We start from the raw sequence: 22,889 nt of genomic DNA on the forward strand, positions 1-22,889 counted from the left end.
CGTGTAGGACTGTTTTTGATGTATCCGCAAGGACGACGAGTATTTGAAGGGAAGAGAGACAAACCTATTGTTTGTAGCATACCTTTCCTAGATTCAGAAAGGATGCAACGTCGTCACAAACATCAACAGGTAGCTCTCTGAACTTAAAAAGGAGAGAAACATGAAAAAATTAAATTTAGCAATCATTACATTGTTGCTCGTGTTCCAAACCGTGCTATCGCCGATTGCAGTGTTTGCGGACGAACTAAATCCTCCTCCAGCAACAACTGATCCGGTACAAAATCCTGAAGAAACACCAACAGCAACACCAGAAAGTGGAGCACCTGCACCTACCACTGAAGGTACTAGTACGAGTGAAGGGACAGTGGAAGAAGGGGCTACAGGTGAACAAACACCAGAAAAGCCGGATGATTTAACTTCAACTGATCCTGAGACAAATGGTAATGGTGAAGCAACAACTGAGGGAGAGGACACTGTAACAGAAGCGAACGACCCACCAACAGAGGGTGCGGATAATGATGCAGTTTTACCAAAACCTGCAGATGTGCCGGCAATCGAGAATGCTGGTGTACCGCAAGAAATCCCTGTAACAGCAGTAGATTTTGAAATGCTAATTGATGGAGAAAAAGTCACAGCACCATCTTATAACAAAGAACTCCAACAAGGTCAAACAGGAACTATTACATTCACATTTACAGCAAACTTAGAGAATACGCATGCAGCGGGAGATTACTTTACGTTTAATTTACCAGCGTCTATTATAGACTACCAAAAAAACTTCCAGGGATTTAAGGTAGCAGGTCCAAATAATCCAGCGTTTTCTTACGCAACAGTTGGTCAAACAGTCACTGTTAAATTAGATGAAACCATTACGGATCCAAATTTAATAGGTAGTAATGTAAAGCTTATTGCCACATTTGAATCAGGCTTTAATCTACAAGGTGATAGCTTAGAGCAAGAAGTAGTTATTCCCGATGGGAAAGGTGGAGAGGAAACCGTTACAATTACATTCCTTCCATCAACAAGCAATCAGAAGATTTCAAAAGAAAGTAAAGGTGTTCAATCTGTAAACGGCGAAAGAATCATCGATTGGGAAGTTTGGGTTAACCGAGCTGGCAAGGACTTAAATGGTGCTACGCTAACGGATAATACGAGTGTTAGCAATAGCGCAATGCATGAAGTTGTACCAGGCTCTGTACAAGTGACGCAATATGAAATGGGTTTAAATGGGTATAAAGAGGATACAGCAAACCCCACTTACCTAGAAAATGCTAATTTTGATGATATTTCATTAAACGGTAAATATGCTTATAAAGTGAACTATCAAACAAAAGTAATTGAGATTAATCCAGAGGGAGAAAAATCTTTCAATAATACGGTCACATTAAATAATGGTAGTTCAGAAACATCGCCTGTTGCGACACAGAAAATCAAATACGGTGATGCGCTTGCCAAAGGTCTTATTACAGGGAATAACTATAAATCTTCATGGGAGATTAAATATAATTATAATGAAGTGAAAATTGATAACCCTGTTATTAAAGACACCCTACCAGGCTCACATAAAATTGATACAGATACTATTATAGTATACAAAGTGCAGGTAGATGAAAACGGCAACGAAATTGGAACGCCTATTGAATTTAGTAATTACTCCGTCAAGAAGATGACAGATGGCTTTGAGCTAAATTTTGATGACCCAGTAACAGAAGCCTATAAAATTACGTATGATGCGTTTTACGAGAAAGATTTTTATACTGGGAATGGCGAAAAGTTAACGAATACAGTGACAAATGGAACGATTACAAAAACAGCGCCTCACACAATGACAGAAAACATTTTAACAAAATCACGTTCCGTAAACTTTGACACAAAAGAAATTACTTGGACGATAACAGTAACGGCCGATAATAAAGCTATGAACGGATTAAAAATCGTCGATAAGTTTGAAACAGCTAATAAAAAAGGGAAGCATACGCTTGTTGGTGGAGCTAACGATATTACTGTAAGTAATATGACGGGGCACACGATTGCGCTTATCGATGAACACGACGTAAGCAAAGGGTTCACTTTAACAGGTGGTACTATTGCCAAAGGTCAAACAGCGACCATTACCTATAAAACATCTTTTGCTATTGCAGACGATGGTTCTGTTGTAGATGGTGGATACGGCAATACAGCTACAGCTGAGTGGACTAGTGACGAGCCATATGAAATAACGAAAGAAGCTGATTATACACCTGCCACTACAACTCAAAATAATGGTAGCAAATCAGGGGAATTCAACTATTTAGATCAAGAATTCACTTGGGAAGTTAAAGTGAATATTAATAAGAAAGATATTAATGGAGCACTATTAACTGATGTACTGGGTGATGGGCATGAAATCGACGATACGTCATTTACTGTCTATCAGTATACACTTACAACAGGTGATGATAATGCTGGGACGAGAGGAAACATATTAGACCCTAGTAAGTATGATTTAACGGTTGCACAAGATAACAAGAGTTACACGCTAAGATTCAAAAATTTAGATGCAGCAACAAACAATAATGTGTACCTTATCGAGTATAAAACAAAGGATTCCAATCATATTTTAGGAATTGAATCGAATAATGCTAATGAAAAAGGTGACACTTATACGAATACAGCTACATTTAAAACGTTGGGCGAGACGAAAACTTATGAACTAACAGCATCAGTGAAGGTGGATGTAGCGAATAATTTATTATTGAAGAATATCACATCGGCAGGTAATAATAGTAACCAAACAATTACTTGGAAAATAGATGTAAATAAATCACATTCTACTTTAAAAAATGTCGTCTTAACAGATACACCATCTGGTAATTTAATGCTTATCCCAGATTCTATTCAGATTCGACCTTATGTGTTGAATGCAACAGGTATTTCTGAAGGTTCATCTTCGACTTGGAAGAGCCCATCCGAGTTTGGTGTAACAGTAGATTACGATAAAGTGACGGGAGGCTTTTCACTTAACTTTGGTGACCTAACGAAAAAAGGCTATCAAGTCCAGTACAAAACAATTGGATTAGGCCAAAAAGGTCAAGAGTTTAGCAATAGTGCAAAAATAACATTTAATGATGCGACAAGTAAAAACCAAGAAACAGGATCAGATAAACAGAACGCTTTCAGTTTCAGTAGCTCAGATACAGATTTCCAATTAACAAAAGGAAACGCAAAATTACAGAAGGTAGGGCTTAATCCAGCAACAGGTGAAAAGCATGCACTTGCTGGCGTAGAGTTTGAATTAACGAAAAAAGTAGGAAGTAATGTATATGTCATTGCTAAAGCAATTGCTGATGCTGATGGTTACTTTGAATTCAATTCCATTAATTACGGCACATACTATGTGAGTGAGGTTGCGGCACCTAACGGTTATTCAAAAATGGACGATCAACAATTTAAACTGGATGCAACCAATGATTCCATTGTAGTACCGGATAAAGTCACTGAAGTAGAAAATGTTAAAATTGTTAATTCTGGAGAAATGTGTCCTAACTTTACACTAACTATCAAAGATGTTGATGGTGAACTTGTGGTAAATAAAGAAATCACATTACAAGACGAGAAGGGCAATGTGAAATTTACAGGAACAACTACTAGCGAGGGGAAAGTAATTATCCCACGTGAAGGTTCTAAGTCGGTTAAAGCAGGTGCATATAAAGTATTTGATGGAACTGAAGAACTTGGGTATGTGACTGTAAAATACGGTATGAACGAATGCCAGGCTGAATTACAGTCTACTAATTCATGCACACAATTCACAATTACATTAAAAGACAAGGATGATAATCCACGTACAAATGTAGCAGTGACATTAAAGGATAAGGCAGGGAAGGTGATTATCTCAACAACGACTGATGAGCATGGTAAATTCAAAGTTCTGCCAAATACGCCATCAGGAAAGTACGATCTTTATGAAGGCAAACAATTCCTTAGCGAAGTAGTAGTTAGTTATAAAAAGGGTTGTGAAACAGAAGTAAAACAAGCACCTACTTGCCCTGTGTTTACATTAACTGTGAATGATGTAGATGGTAAACCACGTGAAGGTGTGACAGTTACAATTAAAAATGTAGATACAAATACTAACATTACACAAACTATTAACCCTACTGATCAAGAGGGGAAAGTGAAAATTACAAATCTGGAACCAGGAAAATATGTGGTCTATGATGGTGGAAAAGTAGTTGGAGGGTTTACAATAACTACAGATTGTGAAGCAACAGTGCAACCAGTGCCAGCATGTCCACAGTTTACATTAACGGTGAAAGATGAAAATGGTCATGTCCGCGCTAACGTTAACAATATATCGATTAAAGATACAACAGGAGCAACTATTGTAACTAACAAAACGACAAATGAGTTAGGTCAAATTAATATTCCTTCTACAGACATTCCTTCTGGTGAGTACAATGTATATCAAGGTGAATTATTCATTGGCCAAATAACAGTTCAGTATTCAGTAAATTGTGAGGCAGAAATAGTAGCAGCACCTACATGCCCATCTTTTACATTAACCGTACAAACGGAATTTGGAACACCACTTGTGAATGCAAAGATAACAATAAAAGATGCAGCTAATAACAGTGTTAAAGATGCAAACAACAATGAAATTCTAACAACTAGTGTAGCAGGAACAATTGTCTTACCAAACAAAACTATTAAACAAGGTACGTACCATGTATATGAGGGAAGTCGTTTAATTGGCTCGTTTACAGTAAAAGATACATGTTCAGCACTAGTAAAACCTACATCAACAGGTGGAGGTGGTGGTTGGACACCAGATCCAGAAAAGCCAGTGGATCCAAGTAAGCCAACACCAGATCCAGAAAAGCCAGTAGATCCAAGTAAGCCAACACCAGATCCGGAGAAGCCAGTGGATCCAAGTAGGCCAACACCAGATCCGGAGAAGCCAGTGGATCCAAGTAAGCCAACACCAGAACCAGAGAAACCGGTGGATCCAGAAAAACCAACACCGGAACCGGAGAAGCCAGTGGACCCAGAAAATCCATCAACAAATCCGGAAGAGTCTGTTGATCCAGAAAAGCCAGTGACACCTGGAAAAACAGAAACGTCTAAACCATCCGTACAAGATATCATTGACCAAGGGAAAAACTTACCGCCATATAATCCTTCTACGGCAACTAAAGACACGTTAGATGAGTATAAGGATTTCCTCAATAAATTTAATAATTTATCTAAAGAGGATCAGGCAGTAGTAGCGCAGTCTCTCGATATTGACAAGATCAAAGCGGCTGCTAAACAATTGGAAGCGCAATTAAACACGAAAGGCAAGCTTCCACAAACAGATGGAGCAGATCAAAAAGTGCTTACACTAATTGGTTTACTTCTTGTTTTAGGTGCAGTGTATTTCTTGCGTCGTCGCACTGCTGGAATGAAATAATTTTGCATAAGAAAACCCCAAGATTTTATAGTCTTGGGGTTTTTTATATAGGTGTTGTCAATCACATTCAGATTATTGTCATTAGAATGTCTCTGATAGTTTTGACGATGCGTCGGCGAAAGGATATTGCTCTATAAAGTCGGCTTGAACTGCAAGTCGTTTCGTACCATTATCAGCACATGTAATGAGCGTCAAAATAGTTTTATCAGGAATATCATCGATAACGAAAACATCTGTAGCCGAGATGATTTCTTTTGTCGTTAATTTATATTCATAGACATTCGTTAAATCTGATAAAAAAATCGTATCGCCTACTTTAGCATTGTACAATGGGCTAAATAAAATGTCCTTTTCTTCAAAGTAGTGGCCTGCTAACGCATAGTTCCCTTTTCCGAGCTTTTGATGAGGCTTCATAGTTCCTGCCCCGACAGCAAGTGAGACATTACCAACACCTTTGACGATAGGTAGTTGCATACCAACACTTGGTACAGCAATGCTACCAATGACAGGCATTTTATCTAACTTCGTTTGAGCCTTTAATACCTCACCAATGGATAGAGATTGTACCGCAGCGAATTCAAAATCTGCAGCTGCATTTTTGTTTTCTTCAATATCGTCAGGGCTGTAATCGGTTGTATTTAATTGGTCACTCAAATGAGCAATAATAGCATTTTGAATAGGATTAATAAATATCAGTAGAAGGCCGATGATTAGCATACAAATCAGGAGTGTCAGTTTAAGTTTCTTCATTAAAATGGTCACCTCCAAGTGTGTTTTATGTAATGAAGAGCAAACACCGCTGATAGGTCTAAGGAAAGCGCCAATAAGAGTATAACTTCGCTGATAGAACCTAACTTTGCGCTGACAGTCTTCAGTGGATTTTAAAAAAGGATAGAGCGTTAAGTTGCTCTACCCGTATACTTTATTATTTATCGCTAAAGCGAACGCCTGCAACACCGTAATGGTTTTTAGACATTTCTTCGATGAAAACTGTTACGTTTTCAACAGGAGCGTTTACGGTGCGTGAAACGGCTTCTGTTACTTCCTTTACTAGTGCACGCTTTTGTTCCTCTGTACGGCCTTCAATCATTTTCACTGTTACGTATGGCATAATATTGCCTCCTTTAATGAATTATGTTGTATAGTTAGTTTATAAGAAATTATAAACTTCTTGCTTCGTGTTTAGGCATTCGCGTGACAATTCATAGTCGCTGTAATCACGGTTCTCTGGCATAAGTCAGATGGCGTGACAACAGTCATGAAAGTGCGCAAATATGCTTTACTTTATAATAGCAGAATGGAGGAAATTAAAGTATGGCAAATGAAGAAAAACCAAAACAAAAAATGGGTTTTACGATTATAAAAAATGACCCAACGGATGGCCATAAAGGCTTTGGTGTCGGATCGCTTTCACTCGAAAACGTGTCACCAGTCATTATTGATATAGAAGAGGGTAGAGCGTCAGTCGAAATTGGTGCTATGCATGCACGCAGTGATGTAGAACGAGGTATTAAATTTACGACAAATCGTGCTGATTCTGAGGGCGGAAAGCCGTACTGGTTAGTTTGGGTGACGATTGATCATAAAGCGGATGGACCTTACTATGCCGGAGTGACAGCCTGTGAAATGGTAGTAAACCGAGAAAAACGTCGTGGTTATAAAATTTTAGCTGACCATGTAAACAAAATGGATAAATCAATGAAACGTCATATTATTGTAGAGCATATGGATACACCTTCTAAAAAAATACTTGCTTCTTTCCTTGAAGAGCTTAATCCAGAGCTTTGGGTACGTAGTGAGGAGCAATTACGTCAAGACTTATTTGTATAAACAACATGCAATGATTGAACAATCTGTGACATTTTGCAATCGCTTTCGATATAAGGTTGAAAGTAGTTATGAAAAAAAGTACACTTGATGCAGAGCTTACATTTTAGTAAGCTAGGACACTTGGTCTCGCGAATAGTGATGAGCGCTATGCGGCATTTGTACAACCCAAGCCGAATGCCCCATGATTCTCATCCTTTCCGCTGACCATAAAACAAAAAAAGCTTTCTGTTCCCACGGACACGTCTCCGGGGAAGAGAAAGCTTTTTTTATGTCCAGTACTAATGTCACCACTTCGGCAGCAACAGGATGTTTAACATTAGTACTGATTAGTTCAACTAATAATCGGTGAAGGCTGAAGATCGCTCTTCCGATTACAGTTTTTTATATTTGTATCTTTGTCGAGAGCTTCACTGATTATAACGCATGTTATTCGTAAAAGTTCCACATTGTTGGGTACTTTTATCCTTCCCCTTTAAAAATGGAGAACGGTAGCATATTCCAAAATTCTCCCCATGTATTGCTATCAAGAATATCAAAGTTCGTGCATTTTTCTGTCGGAACATCTTGGGTATTTAGATAAACGAGACGCTGCTTAGGACAGGCGTCTGTTGCCAGTTTCCCTGTTTCAATATCGATGACGACTCCTTTAACATCTTTTGGTTTTGTAAAATCTACATTTTTTGTCCCTTTATTGACATTTTCCATAAAGTCTATCCAAATTTGCTTTGTTGCAGCCATGTCTTCTTTGGCAGATAGGTTTTTGCCCTGATCATAGCCGTTCCAGACGCCGGCAGTTAAATTTGGTGTATACCCGATCAGCCATTGGTCACTATTGGTAGAGCCTGATTTTGCTGCATACGTATGAGTCATACGAGAGCGAATGGCAATCCCTGTCGCTGGTGAATAATCACTAAAGACTGGATCGAAAATGCCTGTCATCATTTCTGTTAGCACATAGGCATCCTCTTTGGAAATCACTGTTTCTGCTTTTTTCTCGACTTCTTTATTTTCGTAGATAACATCACCATTAGCATTTTTAATGGAAATAATGGTTGTTGGTAAAGTTTTTTGACCTTGAGACGCTAGAATATTATAAGCATTTGTCATTTCATAGAGCGTTGTTTCAACTGTTCCAAGAGCAAGCGATAAGTTGTCCTTAGCACCAATATTTACACTAAAGCGGTTCGCCATATCATGGAAGTTCTTGAAGCCAATATCTTCTAGCGTTTTCACCGCATAAATGTTATCGGAAATCGCTATGGCTTGTGCCATGGTCATATCATGTTCTGCAAATTCACCGTTCACGTTTTTTGGTGCATAGGTTGCACGGCCATTGTCATAGGTGAAGGTTGTTTGTCCAACATCTAAGAAAGTCAGTGGCGTATAGCCATTTTCCAGAGCAGCCGCATATAAAATCGGTTTAATGGTTGAGCCTGGCTGCCTTTTTGCTTGAGTGACCCGGTTAAAGGAACTTGTTGCATAATCCCGGCCACCAACAAGCGCTGTGACAGCTCCTGTTTTAGATTCCATACTGACGAATGCGGCTTGTAGGTCGTTAGCAGGCATATTGCTTGCCACTGCTTCTTCAGCCGCCTTTTGGTGACCTTGGTTAAGTGTAGTTTGAATTGTCCAGCCACCTTCACTGATGTCTAGATTTTTTGTTTTCAGGATTTCACTAGCTTCTTGCCAAGCAACGTCTAGGAAATAGGGAGCGACTGACTTAGAAGCCACCCACATATCATTTTTTAAGACTAGCTGCTCTTCTTCAGCACGAGTCTTTTCGGCTTGTGTAATGGCACCCTGATCGGCCATCAGTTTTAAAATAACATGTTGGCGATTGGTCGCCTTATCAAGGTTAGCGATTGGTGAGTAAATACTAGGTCCTTTTGGTACGCCAGCTAACATAGAGGCTTCGGCAAGTGTCAAATCACTAGCAGACTTCCCATAGTAATACCTACTGGCTGCTTCCACACCATACATGCCATGCCCATAGTACACTGTATTTAAATAACCCTCTAAAATTTCATCCTTGTCATAAAAAACTTCTAATCTATAAGCGTAAATTGCCTCATTTGCTTTCCGTGTCCATGATTTTTCATGGGATAAATACAGGTTTCGAGCGTATTGTTGGGTAATCGTACTGGCACCCTGAACTTTACTTCCTGCTTTAATATCAACTAAAATCGCGCCCGCAATACGAGAGAAATCAAAGCCGTTATGCTTATAAAAATCTTTATCTTCGACGGCAACTGCTGCTTTCACTAAATAGGGTGACATCTCGTCAAGGTCAACCCAATAGCGGCGCTCGTTTGTAAAGTGATCCCCAATCTGGTTGTCGTTTTCGTCTAAAAAGATAGAAGCTTTTGGTACGGTTAATGGTGGTGCACCAGCTACTTGCACATAGACGCGTAACGCTATGAATGCTACTACAATTGCAGATGCAAAGGCGACAAAAAGTGTAAATGCTTTGCGTGTACGTTTCACACGCTTTTGCTTACGTTGATAACTTTTTCTTTTCATCTGACTTCACCTCGTTTTCTCACAACTTAGCTTTAGTATGTGTCTGAACATTCTTATTTAATCGAAATTCTAAGCAAAAACTATTGCACTTTATTCAAAAACATCTATACTTTTTTTGTACTGTTTGAAATGATAGCATTCGACATAAGCATCACACTTTGTAGATTTTACGCGAATTTTGCTAGTCGTTCCAATAAAGTATACGAGGATGCGGGTATTGAGGTTTCATTACAAACCTGTAAGTCCATAAGTGAAATGACGATTGTAATGTATTTTTAACGGTTAAGTTCAGATATTAATGGAGGGCTAGAAATGAGATTTGATGAAGCTTATTCTGGAAATGTTTTTATAAAAAGTCATCCGACATATGAGGATGCGCAGGCAGTCATTTATGGCATGCCAATGGATTGGACAGTTAGTTATCGCCCAGGCTCTCGTTTTGGTCCACAACGTATTCGCGAAGTATCTATTGGACTTGAAGAATACAGCCCATATTTAGAGCGGGAATTGGATGAAGTAAAGTATTTTGATGCAGGGGATATTCCACTACCATTTGGGAATGCACAACGTTCACTAGATGAAATTGAAAAATTCATTGTAAAACTTTTAGAAGATGGCAAAATTCCTGTCGGCATGGGTGGCGAGCATTTAGTATCATGGCCGGTGATGAAGGCAGTCTCTGCAAAATACGAAGATTTAGCAATCATTCACTTTGATGCACATACAGATTTACGTGTTGAATATGAAGGGGAACCACTTTCTCACTCAACGCCAATTCGTAAAATTGCAGAGCATATCGGACCAAAAAATGTGTATTCGTTTGGTATTCGTTCAGGCATGAAGGAAGAATTTGAATGGGCACAAGAAAACGGCATGCATATTTCAAAATTTGAAGTGCTAGAGCCGTTAAAAGAAGTATTACCAACACTAGCAGGACGTAATGTATACGTTACAATTGATATAGATGTGTTAGATCCAGCACATGCGCCAGGTACGGGCACAGTAGATTGTGGAGGAATTACATCAAAAGAATTACTAGCGTCAATACATGCCATTGCAGCGAGTGGTGTAAATGTAGTTGGCTTTGACCTAGTTGAAGTGGCTCCAATCTATGATTCATCTGAAATGACAGCGAACACAGCTTCAAAATTACTTAGAGAAATGATACTGGGTTGGGTAAAATAAGGTACAAAGTTACGGCTACATTTGTGCAATAAAAGTAAAGCTGTCAGTCGCAATGACAGCATCGAAGTTGCTCGCAGAAAAGCTATTTGATAGGGAAAAGTAAGTAGGTTAATAACCATATGTGCGATGAAGCTAAGCAACAATCGTAAGCAATAAAAAAGGGTATTCCATTTATGGAATACCCTTTTTTATTTTATTTATAGTTCTGCCACAGCCTCTAATTCAATTAAGCAACCGTGATTTAGTTCTTTAATAGGAATAATTGCACGTGCAGGTTTATGCTCACCAAAAAATTTAGCATAGGCTTCGTTCACTTCTCCCCATAACTCGGAAGAGGTAATATAGACTCTGCACATCACAACAGCTTCCTTTGTAAGTTCACTTGCTTGGAGCACAGCCTCCATTTTTTGGAGTGCCATTAATGTTTCGCCTTGAATACCACCTTTAGCAGGCTTGCCTGTAACCGGATCAGCTGAAGTTTGCCCAGATATATACAAATGGCCGTTACTAATCATACCTGGCGTATAATGCCCTAAAGGTTCTTTATCTAAAAATACTCGCTTCATGTAATTACCTCCTACAAAGTTTGTAATTGATTTAATCCGACATTGCCACCTGAAATAAGAAAGCACACATTATCATTTTTTTTGATTGGTACAATCCCTTGAAGTGCAGCCCCAATACCTATTGAGGAGGAAGGTTCGGCAAGCTGTTTGCCGTCTAGTAGTAAAGTCTTCATGCCACTATAAAGAAAATCTTCCTCTACGCTCACAACTCTATCAACAAGTTTTTGCACAATAGGGAAATTGCGCTCACCAGGTTGTAAAGTTAGCAGAGCGTCTGCTAAAGATTTTTGTTCTTCTACAAGTAATCTCTCGCCGGCTTTTAGGCTTTTTGCATAACGTGAAACGACAGCGGGTTCTGCCCCGATTACTTTGACGTGAGGTGCTAAAGATTTTATAGCGGTCGCTACACCACTAATCAGTCCGCCGCCGCCCATTGGAACAACAATCGTATCGACGTGTGGCAATTGCTCTAAGATTTCTAAACCTACCGTTCCTTGACCTGCCATAATATGATAATCATCATAAGGGTGAATGATGGCATAATTGTGTGCTACGCTTAGTCTTTCAGTCACTGCATGTCTTTCGGCAAGCTTACATAACACAACATTTGCGCCAAGTGCACGTATACCCTCCACTTTAACGATTGGTGCAGTATCTGGTAAGACGATTGTTGCTTGAATGTTTAGTAACTTTGCTGCGTAGGCAACACCTTTACCATGATTACCAGAGGAAGCGGCAATAACGCCATTTTGTAATTGTTCAATTGGCATCGAAAGCATTTTATTGAGAGCACCACGTAATTTGAATGAGTTAGTTTTTTGCATATTCTCTGCTTTTATAAATACGTTGCAACCTAAAATATCGTCGAGTCCATATAGACGGATAACAGGTGTTTCATAAATATAAGGGGCAAGTTTTATTTTGGCAGCTTGAATTTTCTCAAGTGTTAACATATAGCAATCCTCATTTCTATTAGTAATTTGAAAGTTCTGAAATAATAGTACAACTGTAGTGTTTGCGGAAATATCTGTCAATACAATATAGTAGTTTAATGTTAGAAAAACTGTATCGAAAGAGATGCTCCATTTGAAGCATGCATTTGAAGTGCTACTTTTTATATTGTTGGTATGTAGATTTCGATAACAGGTTTAGGTTAGACTGTTACATCTGTTGCAATATCGTCGAGATAACCGATCGAGCGCCACCATAAACGGAGTTTTTTGGGAGTTTATCTTTAAGGATAATATTGGTTCACCAACGGCAACACCTGCTACCATTCGATTTGTTAGAATAACAGCTATTGTATTGGGCTTCCTTCCTCACAGAGTTATACAGACACTTTACAGAGATAAATCTTCTATTCAATCCTTGAAACATATACTTCTATCTTGAAAAACCGGTGGTATTCATCCTATAATAAAAAGGTTATAGTAAAAAGAATAAAAGGGAGCGTCCATGATGGTGAACGAAGCAAAATCGCAGGTGAACATTAAGCTCATTTCTACGATTCGTCCGATTGATGGCGAGTCCGAAACATATGAAATGTGGTTGGATGGGCATTTATTTGAAAAAGCAGATAATCTGTATTTGAAATATGAAGAGGTGCAGGAAGATAAAACTATCCGCACAACGATGAAGCTAGGTAAGGATCGGGCACTTATTATGCGTGCTGGAGCAGTAAAAATGCGCTTACCACTCAATACTGTTGAACAACAAATGGGACATTATGAAAGTGAATTCGGTTCGATGCCACTCATGACTAGAACGAAAAACATGGCGTTTACAAGGCAAGCAGTAAGCGGAGATTTCTATGTGCAGTACGATTTACTAATGGGTGGGCAATCCGTCGGCAATTATACATTAGACATTACATTTACGGAGGTACAATGATGAACGCAGTAGAACAAGTACAGCAAGCCATTAAAGCAGCGATTGCACTTGCTGTTGAAAAAGCAGGTATAGTCGAAGCTGGCACGGAATTAAATATTCACTTAGAAACGCCAAAGGATAAGGCGAACGGTGATTATGCAACAAACATTGCCATGCAATTAACAAAATTAGCGAAAAAACCACCTCGTGCCATTGCAGATGCAATTTTAGAAAACCTTGAAATAGCAGGGACAGATATTGAAAAAATCGAAATAGCAGGCCCTGGTTTCATGAATATTACAGTTCGTAAAGATTTCTTGGCTGGTGTCGTAACAGCGGTACTAGAACAAGAGGCTGACTATGGTCGTTCGAATGCTGGTGCAGGCGAGAAAGTGCAAGTAGAATTCGTTTCAGCAAATCCGACGGGTGATCTTCACTTAGGTCATGCGCGTGGTGCATCTGTAGGGGATTCATTATGTAATGTACTAGATATGGCAGGCTATGCGATATCTCGTGAATACTATATTAATGATGCCGGGAACCAAATTAATAACTTAGCTTACTCTTTAGAAGCACGTTACAAACAAGCTTTAGGTATGGATGCGAATATGCCAGAGGATGGCTACCACGGTCAAGATATCATTGACATCGCCGGTAAACTCGCGAATGAGCATGGCGACACAATTTTAGCGAACCCTGATGAACAACGTTTTGCTTTCTTCCGTCAACACGGTTTAGCATTAGAGTTGGATAAATTAAAAACTGACCTTGCAAATTTCCGCGTAAACTTTGACGTATGGTATTCTGAAACTTCATTATATGAAAACGGCAAAATTGAGGTAGCATTAGATAAATTAAAAGCAAATGGTCATGTCTTTGAAGAAGAAGGGGCTACTTGGTTCCGTTCGACAACGTTTGGCGATGACAAAGATCGAGTATTGATTAAAAACGATGGTTCTTTCACATACTTGACACCTGATATCGCATACCATGAAGATAAGATTGTGCGCGGTTTCGATAAGCTAATTAATATTTGGGGAGCAGACCATCACGGATATATCCCACGTATGAAAGCGGCCATCCAAGCTCTAGGGTATGATCGCGAGACACTTGAAGTAGAAATTATTCAAATGGTTCAACTGTATAAAAACGGTGAGAAGTTTAAAATGTCGAAACGTACAGGTAATGCAGTAACAATGCGTGAGCTTGTAGAAGAAGTAGGTTTGGATGCAGTGCGTTACTTCTTCGTGAAAACTGCAGGCGATTCTCATATGGACTTTGACCTTGACCTTGCTGTATCCCAATCTAACGAGAATCCAGTGTACTATGCGCAATATGCACATGCACGTATTTCTTCCATTTTACGTTCAGCTAGCGAACAAGGCTTTGCTGCTTCGACTGACAATCTAAACTTATTAACGGCAGAAAAAGAAATTGATTTATTGAAAAAAGTGGGCGATTTCCCGAAAGTGGTGGCAGATGCTGCTAAGCACCGTACTCCACACCGCATCGCAAACTATATTCAAGAAACAGCAGCAGCATTCCATAGCTTCTATAATGCTGAAAAAGTACTAGATGCTTCAAACAAAGAGCTGACAGAAGCTCGTTTAGCGCTTATTACAGCTGTACGTACAACAATTGCAAATGCATTACGTTTAATTGGTGTATCGGCACCAGAAAAAATGTAACTTTAATGTTTAGCCCTCGGCACTATAATGTGTCGGGGGCTTTTTGCATGTAAGTGGCGGATAGCACAGCAAGAGTGGCGGATAGCACAGCAAGAGTAGCGGATAGCACAGCAAGAGTGACGGATAGAACAGCTAAAGTGGCGGATAGATAGCTCACATAACTCTTACATGACTGAAATCACATTAATGGAAGTGTGATATTAATGTACTTTGTGTGGTATTTTTTCTAATTATTGCGAAAATCTTGTTGAAGTTTACGTTAACGTCAATGATATACTGATGGTAATAGTGAAGGGGGATTGGATTTGAAAACGATACAAGAGGTGGCAAAAGAGTTTCATGTTTCAACACGCACCATACGTTATTATGAAGAACTTGGCTTGCTTAATCCGAGTCGTTCTAATACCAATCAGCGAACCTTTTCAAAAAAGGAAATGGCCAAATTAAAGCTAATTTTTCGGGGCAAGCGATATGGCTTTTCATTGGAAGAAATAAAGGAGATGGTGTTGCTTTTTGATTTTGACCGGACAGGTATGCAGCAATTACAACGGACAGTTACGTATGGAGAACAAAAAATGCAAGAGATTGATGACAAAATAGCTGAACTTCAGCAAATGAAAAGTGAATTACAACAAATGCATGGCATATTTAGTGAAAAATTAACTACTTTAAAGGGAGAGATGCACGATGAATAGTTCGAATTTGTTAGCACGGAATGCCCGAAAGTATGCAAAAAATGAAGCGATTATTTGTCATGGACGCAGAGTGACATATCGTGATTTAGACGAGCAAGTGACACGACTCAGTCATGCATTATTAGAACAAGGCGTAAGACAAGGTGATAAAGTATTAATTTTCATGCCAAATGTAGTAGAGTTTGTTGTCAGTTATTTCGCCATTCAACGAATTGGAGCAATTGTAGTACCGGTTAATGCAAAATTGACTTTACCAGAGGTCGAATATGTCGCACAACATGCCGAGGCTATAGCGATAATTGCTCATGAAACAATATTCACATCCGTTGAAAACATTACCTTGGTATCCATCAAAATTAAAACAGGTCAAGTAATGGATGGTTGGTTGAACTATGAAATGCTTATCCAAAATGCAAGTACCCATACAATTGATTGCCAGCTCAACGAAGATGATGCATCTACGATTTTATATACTTCCGGTACAACAGGTAAGCCTAAAGGCGTGCTCTTTAGCTACCGCAATATTTTAACAGTGGCGCAAATGATTGCTGTAGAAATGGAAGTAAAGCCGGAAAGCCGCATACTACTGATGATGCCATTAACACATTCAGCCCCACTACATTTATTTTTAATGGCTGGTGTGCTTGTAGGAGCAACCAATGTTCTGACACCAATATTTACACCAGATTTATTTATCGATACCATTGAGCAGGAAAAAATAACACACTTTTTTGGAGCACCGGTGGCCTATTTATTAACTGCACAATCTTCAAGATTGAAAACAGCCGATTTATCTTCAATGAAATGGTGGGTTTATGGGGGCGCCCCGTTATCAAAACATGAAGTTAGTTTCATAGAAAAAGCATTCCAAACGGCTAACTTGACCTGTGTTTACGGCTTAACAGAGGCTGGGCCAAGTGGCTCATTAATGTTCGGAAAGGAACATGTGTTGAAGGCTGGAAGTATCGGTCAGCGAGCGCCATTAGGTACAGAGTTGCGCATTATCAACGACAACGGCGAAGACGTAGCGCATGGGGAAGTAGGCGAAATTGTTTTATTTGGTGAAGGGAATATGATGGGCTATTACAAGGACGAGGTGGCTACACAGGCTGCATTCATAGATGGCTGGTTGAAAACAGGAGATTTAGCTCGCTTCGACGAGGACGGCTATATATGGATAGTTGATCGGAAGAAGGACGTTATCATATCAGGCGGTGTCAATATCTACCCGAAAGAAATTGAGGATTGTTTAGTAGGTTACGAAGGTATCTTTGAGGTTGCTGTTATCGGTGCTCCACATCCTCAGTGGGGCGAAACGGTGAAAGCGGTTTATGCCTCGAAGGTAGAAATTAATGAAGAAATACTCATTGCTTATCTGGAAGAACATCTAGCAAAATATAAAATTCCACGTATTTTTGAACGTGTGGAAGCACTCCCGCGAAATGCATCAGGAAAAATATTGAAGCAATCTCTGAAGGGACAAGAGGTGAGATAATGATGAAGGTTTTACAACAAGAGGAGACTCGGACGTCCAATTTTTTTACAGAAAATGATACTTTGCAAAAAGTATTAGAGTTGATGCTAGATGAAGAGTTCCACGACTATGCAATGCGCGAACTAACTGATTTCGGTGAGCTTTGTGCAGGTGAGATTGATGAAAGAGCAAAGCATACCGACAAAACAGGCGAACCTAGACTACAAAGATATAATGCTTATGGTGAAGAAGTATCGGAAATATGGGTTAATGACGGTTATAAAAGAACGATTGAAGAAACATATAACACAGGGATAGTGGGCTATGTGCATAAGGAGATTCCACAGCTAGGCAGGAAGGGCAATTATGTATATAGCTTTGCACAAGGGTATTTGCTGTCTCATGCGGAGCCAGGTTTCTATTGCCCTGTAACTTTATCGATGGCAACAGCATATTTACTCGACCATTATGCGAGTGATGAAGTAAGGGAGCGCTTTCTACTACATGTTTGTGCAACGGGTGACACGAAGCTTTATGAGGGTGCGACATTTTTAACAGAGCGACAAGGGGGCTCTGATGTTGGGGCAAATGTTGTGAAAGCTGTACATGATGGCAAACAGTTTCGACTATATGGTGAGAAATATTTTGCATCGAATGCAGGGATGTGCGGCGTAGCGATGGTATTGGCACGAATGGAGGACGCACCCAAAGGATCGAAAGGTTTAACGCTATTCGCCGTACCATGGCATCAAGAGGATGGTACGATTAATCATCTACGTATTCGGCGTTTAAAGGATAAGCTAGGTGTCAAGGCAGTACCATCTGGTGAAGTCGAGTTTGATGGGGCGTTTGCATATGTTGTAGGTGATCCAAATAAAGGGATTTATTATATGTTGGAGGCACTTAATTTGTCCAGAATATGCAATGCTGTTGCCTCAATTGGCATTATGCGTCGCGGTTATTTAGAAGCTAAGCACTATGTGACAAATCGATATGCGTTTGGACTGCCTTTAACACAATATCCAATGATTCAGGATACGTTAGGAAAATTTGCAGCGAAGCTACATGTAGAGGTGGCAACTGTCTTTGATGTCATTCAACTGTACGATAAGGTAACAAGCGGCCAGGGCAATAAACAAGACATCATTATGAATCGTTTAAATATTGCCATTATGAAAAAAGAAGCAGCCGAGCAAGCGCTGCATTATGCAAGTGAAGCAATTGAACTGCATGGTGGTAATGGCTATATTGAAGATTTTGTCACACCCCGCCTTTTGAGAGATGCGCAGGTACTCACAGTTTGGGAAGGTACAGCCAATATTTTAGCATTAGAGCTTATTCGTTTAGTGGAAAAGTTTCAGGCACATGAATTGTTTGTTCAAGTTATGCAAGAGAGATTAGCTTCGTTATCTGCTAGTCCATTGCTGCAAATCGTAAGTGAGCAATTAGAAAAATTAGAAGAGAACTTGCAAATCTTCAGTCATCTAGATGAGGCAACTAAAACATTTGACGCTAAAAGGATTGCAGAGAACATGGCACATGTCTATGAAAGTGTCGTAGCCGTAGAATGGGCAGATAGATTTGGTGGTAAATATGAAAAGCTAGCAGATATCTATTTAGAGGATACATGGGCACTGCGTAAAATCGGTGCGCCAATGAAAACTGTGCAATATTTTGCGGAAATCATATAGCTATCGCGAGCCGTCTCAAAGTCCTTGAGGCGGCTTTCTCCATGCAAGACGAGTCCACCTTTTTTATCGTTATATCTTTCTAATTTCATGTATAATGAAATCAACTAAAATATTATAAAGGTTCTTTACTAAGTAAAGTGAAAAGGGAAATCGGTGTAATTCCGATGCGGTCCCGCCACTGTAAGTGCGAGTTTTTTCAATTTATGCCACTGAAAACTTTTCGGGAAGGCATGAAAAACAACTAGCGCACGAGCCAGGAGACCTGCCTTTATAGTGCAACACGTTACAGCCTACGAGGATAGGGTGGTGGATTTTGCGTATGTATTTATGTGCAAACAGCCCCTCATCTTTTGTGATGAGGGGTGTTTTCAGTTTTACAAAGTTTCTCGATAAAATACAAGATTGTGGGCGACAAATTCTCAAAGTTGGGCGATAAGATACGAAAAAGTATCGATAAATCAAGAAAACAGAGCGATTAAATGCGCACAAGCAGGTTCATTAGGGAGGGTTCACAGTGAAAAAGTATTTGAAAATAGGATTGTCAGCATTGCTCGCAATTGGCCTACTTGCGGCATGTAATAGCAAGGAAACGAAAAACGACAATCCTGCAACAGAGCAACAGGCAACTTCGCAAGGAGAGGAAGCTACATTCCCGCTTACAATGACAGACGTTACTGGCAAGGATATTACACTAGAAGCACCACCGGAAAGAATTATTTCCCTCATACCGAGTAATACGGAAATTTTATTTGGACTTGGTTTAAATAATGAAATCGTTGGAGTCAATGATTATGATGATTATCCAGCAGAGACGGCGGACAAAGAAAAAGTAGGCAGTATGGAATTTAATATTGAGCAAATTATTGCGCTTACACCAGATATCGTGTTTGCACATGAGTCTAGTATTGCTTCTCTGGACGGAGCGTTAGCTCAATTAGAAGCAGCCGGTGTGAAGGTATATGTTGTAGCAAATGCAGATAACTTTAATGAAACATATACAACAATTGAACAGCTAGGGCGTGCAACGGGGAAGTTACCAGAAGCAAGAAAAATGATTGCTAACATGAAAGCAAAAGTAGAAGAGGTTGAGTCAAAGCTTGCAGGCGTGGAACCGAAAAAGGTTTTTGTAGAAACATCGGATGAACCAGAAATTTATACACCAGGTAAGGATACTTTTATGCAGGAAATGTTGGAAATGATACACGCAGACAACATCGCGGCAGATACGAACGGCTGGTATAAGATCGATGCTGAACAAATCATAGCAAAAAATCCAGATGTTATTGTTGTGACATATAATTATGTACCTGATATTTTAACGAAAATTCCCCAACGTGCAGGCTTTGACACAATTAATGCAGTGAAAAATAAAGCGATTGTACAAGTAGATGAAAATATGATAAGTCGTCAAGGTCCACGTTTAGCAGATGGTCTTGAAGAATTAGCTAAAGCCATCTATCCAGAGGCATTCGAGTGAGTAGAATAGTATTTGCCTATGTAACAGCGATAACGCTTCTAATCATTAGCATCTGGTGTGGCGTATCGATAGGCTCAGTTCATATTCCACTAGAAGTATTGTGGAATAAGGCAGCAGATGAAACGGCTGCCAATATTTTGTGGAAAATTCGAATGCCACGTGTCATGTTAGCAGGACTTGTAGGAGCATCGCTTGCGATTGCAGGTGCGGCATTCCAAGGCTTATTAAAAAATCCTTTAGCAGATCCCTATACATTAGGTGTTTCTTCTGGCGCCTCTGTAGGAGCAGTAATGACACTGTTTTTTGGGATTTCCATTCCGGTTGTAGGTCTGTACGCATTACCGATATTTAGTATGATTGGTGCGGTGTTAACAATGGTAGCTGTTATGACCTTTGCTAGGTTAGTTGACCGTTCACTGAAAATGGAAACACTTATTTTAACAGGCGTTATTTTTAGTTCATTTTTAGGTTCTCTTATTTCGTTAATGATAGCTTTAACCGGTGAGGAATTACGACAAATTATCGGTTGGCTGCTTGGTTCGGTATCAATGCGCGGGTGGCCATACGTACAAATGATTGCACCGTTTGTTGTGATTGGCTCGTTGATGCTATGGACGCAAAGAAGAGAGTTAAATGTTCTTTTATATGGAGAAGAGCGTGCGAAGCATTTAGGCGTCAATGTCAAACGAAGTAAATATTTAATTTTAGCAGGTGGCTCAATGTTAACAGGCGCAGCGGTTGCAGTTTCTGGAACGATAGGATTTGTTGGACTAGTTGTTCCGCATATGACCCGTATGATTTGGGGTTCAGACCACCGTCATCTACTGCCGTTATCTTTTTTTAATGGAGCAACTTTGCTGATTATATGTGATTTGGTGGCACGGACGATTATCATGCCGCGTGAATTGCCAATTGGTGTCATCACGGCGTTTATAGGCGCACCTGTTTTTTCGTATATATTCTATAAGCAACGAAGAAGCAAGGGGGTACGCGTATGATTGTCGTTGAACGTTTATCGGGTGGTTATGAAGGCGTACCGATTGTCAAAGATGTGAGCTTTACAGTTGAAAAGGGCAAAATACTCGGAATTTTAGGACCCAATGGTAGTGGCAAGTCGACATTGCTGAAGGTAATCAGTGGGATACTCCCAGCAACTACAGGTACTATTTTAATAGACGGGAAAGATATGAAAGCATATAATGCCCGTACATTGGCGAAGAAAATGGCGGTACTGCCACAGCTGCATGCCAATGCATTTTCGAATACAGTGCGTGAAGCAGTATCGCTTGGACGTTATCCTCATCAAACAGGATTCTTTTCGAGTTGGTCAGAGCTAGATGAGCGAGCTGTCCAATATGCGATGGCGCAAACAGGTGTCACACGTTATGAGCATACACCGATGGAGATTTTATCGGGTGGTGAGCAACAGCGTGTATTTGTAGCACAGGCTTTAGCACAAACAGCTGAAATTTTACTGCTAGATGAGCCGACCAATCACTTAGATATTGCCCATCAACGCCAAATTCTAGATATGGTACGAAAAGAAGCACTAGAATGTGGCTTAACGGTTATTATGGTATTACATGACATGAATTTAGCATCACTCTATTGTGATGAATTATTGTTAATGGAAAATGGTTGTATGCGTGCAATTGGTGCGCCGCATGAAGTATTGATTGCTTCGCAAATTGAGGAAGTGTATCAAGCGAGAGTTGCAACTTACGCGCATCCTGAAATTCCGAAACCTCAAATTACGATGATGCCAGCTGCAAGTAAGCATCAGCAACGAGCTGTTATCGTAAAAGAGGATTTTAAGATAACAACAGATTATATTCAATTGAAATCGAATATTCCTTTAAAAACAGTCTCCTCTGCTGTACATAATCCAGGTATTGGATGGTATGACTGCCTAGTAAATCGGTCTGTTGCTGGTGATTATATCATTAAAGATGTGAAGTGCGAGGTCGCGGAGTTTTTACAAAGGGAACACTTTTCATTGACAAGTACAGTAGTAATGTTAACAGCCGTTTCAACAGAGCTCGCTGCACTTAATAAATATAAAGCACCCTTTGGTGGCATATTTGTCGTCGTAACGGCAGGTGTTGGAAAGGCTGTGGATGTGTCACGTACGCATGAAAGACAAGATGAACCATATATTGGTACTATTAACACGTGGGTTGTGATTAATGGGTGCTTATCGGAAGAGGCGTTTTTCCAAGCCATGATGACTGCAAATGAGGCGAAAACAAAGGCCTTACAGTCAGAAAATATTCGGGATGAGCGCACCAATACCATTGCCACTGGTACTGCCACAGATAGTCTGTTAATTGCCGCAACTCAAAAGGGTGAGGAAATGTTATATGGTGGTCCGATTACAGATGTAGGAAAGATTATTGGTAAAGGTGTTTTTGAAACGACAGTGCAGGCAATTCGAAATTATAAAATGAAGCATAGGAGCTGAGT

Annotated in this window: 16 protein-coding genes and 1 riboswitch; of the genes, 11 read left to right on the forward strand and 5 right to left on the reverse strand. The window is 39.8% G+C overall.

All coding sequences use genetic code 11. The features are described from left to right. The first annotated feature begins 160 nt into the window (after positions 1-160). Positions 161-5,431 carry a collagen binding domain-containing protein gene (locus tag C9J31_RS02795; RefSeq protein WP_107947568.1) on the forward strand — a complete coding sequence of 1,757 codons (5,271 nt, stop codon included), beginning with the start codon at positions 161-163 and terminating at the stop codon, positions 5,429-5,431. 81 nt (positions 5,432-5,512) lie between these two features. Here the strand turns inward: C9J31_RS02795 and C9J31_RS02800 are convergent, their stop codons facing one another. Both C9J31_RS02800 and C9J31_RS02805 read right to left on the reverse strand, forming a co-directional pair. Further along, a complete protein-coding gene (locus tag C9J31_RS02800; protein ID WP_107947567.1) occupies positions 5,513-6,181 on the reverse strand; it encodes a class A sortase in 669 nt (222 codons plus the stop codon). 175 nt (positions 6,182-6,356) lie between these two features. Continuing rightward, on the reverse strand, positions 6,357-6,542 hold the full coding sequence (locus tag C9J31_RS02805) for a 2-hydroxymuconate tautomerase (RefSeq protein ID WP_024362848.1): 186 nt from the start codon (positions 6,540-6,542) through the stop codon (positions 6,357-6,359). A gap of 203 nt (positions 6,543-6,745) precedes the next feature. Between C9J31_RS02805 and C9J31_RS02810 the strand changes: the two genes are divergently transcribed. Beyond that, positions 6,746-7,261, forward strand: coding sequence for a YwhD family protein (locus tag C9J31_RS02810; RefSeq protein ID WP_107923701.1), 516 nt, complete (start codon positions 6,746-6,748; stop codon positions 7,259-7,261). Between the two features lie 459 nt (positions 7,262-7,720). On the opposite strand, the gene C9J31_RS02815 is transcribed toward C9J31_RS02810, so the two are convergent. Beyond that, positions 7,721-9,781 carry a transglycosylase domain-containing protein gene (locus C9J31_RS02815; RefSeq protein ID WP_107947566.1) on the reverse strand — a complete coding sequence of 687 codons (2,061 nt, stop codon included), beginning with the start codon at positions 9,779-9,781 and terminating at the stop codon, positions 7,721-7,723. A 312-nt stretch (positions 9,782-10,093) separates the two neighbouring features. On the opposite strand from C9J31_RS02815, the gene speB reads away from it, so the two are divergent. Continuing rightward, positions 10,094-10,966 (forward strand): agmatinase, encoded by an 873-nt coding sequence (gene speB, locus C9J31_RS02820; protein ID WP_107923699.1) that lies wholly within the window; start codon positions 10,094-10,096, stop codon positions 10,964-10,966. A 197-nt stretch (positions 10,967-11,163) separates the two neighbouring features. On the opposite strand, the gene C9J31_RS02825 is transcribed toward speB, so the two are convergent. Beyond that, entirely contained in the window at positions 11,164-11,532 is a 369-nt protein-coding gene (locus C9J31_RS02825; protein ID WP_107947565.1) for a RidA family protein, read from the reverse strand. An 11-nt stretch (positions 11,533-11,543) separates the two neighbouring features. Next, the gene (locus tag C9J31_RS02830) at positions 11,544-12,485 is read right to left on the reverse strand and encodes a threonine ammonia-lyase (RefSeq protein ID WP_107947564.1); all 942 of its coding nucleotides are present in this window, start codon (positions 12,483-12,485) and stop codon (positions 11,544-11,546) included. A gap of 502 nt (positions 12,486-12,987) precedes the next feature. On the opposite strand from C9J31_RS02830, the gene C9J31_RS02835 reads away from it, so the two are divergent. The 8 genes from C9J31_RS02835 to C9J31_RS02870 all read left to right on the forward strand — a co-directional run bounded on the left by C9J31_RS02835 (position 12,988) and on the right by C9J31_RS02870 (position 22,887). Beyond that, positions 12,988-13,422 carry a YwiB family protein gene (locus C9J31_RS02835; RefSeq protein WP_235616202.1) on the forward strand — a complete coding sequence of 145 codons (435 nt, stop codon included), beginning with the start codon at positions 12,988-12,990 and terminating at the stop codon, positions 13,420-13,422. Then, positions 13,422-15,089: an arginine--tRNA ligase gene (gene argS, locus C9J31_RS02840; RefSeq protein ID WP_107947563.1), complete on the forward strand. Its 1,668-nt coding sequence runs from the start codon at positions 13,422-13,424 to the stop codon at positions 15,087-15,089. The genes C9J31_RS02835 and argS overlap by 1 nt, the downstream gene beginning before the upstream one ends. 305 nt (positions 15,090-15,394) lie before the next feature. Further along, positions 15,395-15,784, forward strand: coding sequence for a MerR family transcriptional regulator (locus tag C9J31_RS02845; protein WP_107923691.1), 390 nt, complete (start codon positions 15,395-15,397; stop codon positions 15,782-15,784). Further along, positions 15,777-17,279 carry a class I adenylate-forming enzyme family protein gene (locus C9J31_RS02850; RefSeq protein WP_107947562.1) on the forward strand — a complete coding sequence of 501 codons (1,503 nt, stop codon included), beginning with the start codon at positions 15,777-15,779 and terminating at the stop codon, positions 17,277-17,279. Before C9J31_RS02845 ends, C9J31_RS02850 begins: the two co-directional genes overlap by 8 nt. A 2-nt stretch (positions 17,280-17,281) precedes the next feature. Continuing rightward, on the forward strand, positions 17,282-18,949 hold the full coding sequence (locus tag C9J31_RS02855) for an acyl-CoA dehydrogenase family protein (RefSeq protein WP_107947615.1): 1,668 nt from the start codon (positions 17,282-17,284) through the stop codon (positions 18,947-18,949). A 101-nt stretch (positions 18,950-19,050) separates the two neighbouring features. After that, positions 19,051-19,233: riboswitch (cobalamin riboswitch) on the forward strand. Between the two features lie 230 nt (positions 19,234-19,463). Beyond that, on the forward strand, positions 19,464-20,426 hold the full coding sequence (locus C9J31_RS02860) for an ABC transporter substrate-binding protein (protein WP_107947561.1): 963 nt from the start codon (positions 19,464-19,466) through the stop codon (positions 20,424-20,426). After that, positions 20,423-21,424, forward strand: coding sequence for a FecCD family ABC transporter permease (locus C9J31_RS02865; protein WP_107923688.1), 1,002 nt, complete (start codon positions 20,423-20,425; stop codon positions 21,422-21,424). The genes C9J31_RS02860 and C9J31_RS02865 overlap by 4 nt, the downstream gene beginning before the upstream one ends. Next, positions 21,421-22,887 (forward strand): adenosylcobinamide amidohydrolase, encoded by a 1,467-nt coding sequence (locus C9J31_RS02870; protein ID WP_107947560.1) that lies wholly within the window; start codon positions 21,421-21,423, stop codon positions 22,885-22,887. The genes C9J31_RS02865 and C9J31_RS02870 overlap by 4 nt, the downstream gene beginning before the upstream one ends. Positions 22,888-22,889: the final 2 nt, after the last annotated feature.

This window comes from Lysinibacillus parviboronicapiens, assembly GCF_003049605.2.
GTDB classification, from domain to species: Bacteria; Bacillota; Bacilli; order Bacillales_A; family Planococcaceae; genus Lysinibacillus; species Lysinibacillus parviboronicapiens.